This window comes from Methylobacterium nigriterrae (genome assembly GCF_037106235.1).
Taxonomy (GTDB): domain Bacteria; phylum Pseudomonadota; class Alphaproteobacteria; order Rhizobiales; family Beijerinckiaceae; genus Methylobacterium; species Methylobacterium nigriterrae.
This window is the reverse complement of sequence record NZ_JBAWTG010000448.1, coordinates 1-775: the sequence shown is the minus strand read 5'-3', so window position 1 is coordinate 775 and position 775 is coordinate 1. Positions and strand designations below refer to the sequence as shown.

The 775-nt window shown below is 71.6% G+C and carries 1 protein-coding gene; it reads right to left on the bottom strand.

Going from position 1 to position 775, the window contains the following annotated elements:
* Positions 1-775: dTDP-glucose 4,6-dehydratase (locus WDW90_RS37675; RefSeq protein WP_336492814.1), on the bottom strand; the 775-nt coding region annotated here is incomplete at both ends.

Sequence of the window (775 nt, the reverse complement as noted above, 5' to 3'; positions counted from 1 at the left end):
CCCAGCCGAGCTCGGCTTCCGCCTTGGACGGGTCGATGGCGTAGCGCCGGTCATGGCCGGGCCGGTCGGGCACGAAGCCGATCAGGCGCTCGTGCGGCCCGTGCTCGGGCCGGAGCCGGTCGAAGGCGGCGCAGAGCGCCGTCACGACGCTGAGATTGGAGCGCACCGCGCGGCCGCCGAGCAGGTAGGTCTGGCCGATGCGGCCGCGCTCCAGCACCGCGACGAGGCCCCGCGCGTGGTCCTCCACGTGGATCCAGTCGCGCTCGTTGAGGCCGTCGCCGTAGACCGGAAGCGCCTTGCCCTCCAGCGCGTTGAGGATCATCAGCGGGATCAGCTTCTCGGGAAAGTGGCGCGGCCCGTAATTGTTCGAGCAGTTCGTCACCAGCACGGGCAGGCCGTAGGTCTCGTGCCAGGCCCGCGCCAGGTGGTCGGAGGCCGCCTTCGAGGCCGAGTAGGGCGAGCGCGGATCGTAGCGGCTCGCCTCGGTGAAGAAGCCGCCGGGCGGCAGCGTGCCGTAGACCTCGTCGGTCGAGACGTGCAGAAAGCGGAAGCGCTCGCGCTCGGAGCCGCCGAGCCGCTCGTAGTGGTCGCGCGCGGCCTCGAGCATCACCTGCGTGCCGATCACGTTGGTGCGGATGAAGGCGCCGGGCTCGGTGATCGAGCGGTCGACGTGGCTCTCGGCGGCCAGATGCATCACGGCTTGCGGCGCGAACTCCGCGAAAGCGGCGCCGACGGCGCGCGGATCGCAGATGTCGGCCTCGACGAGGCGATGGCG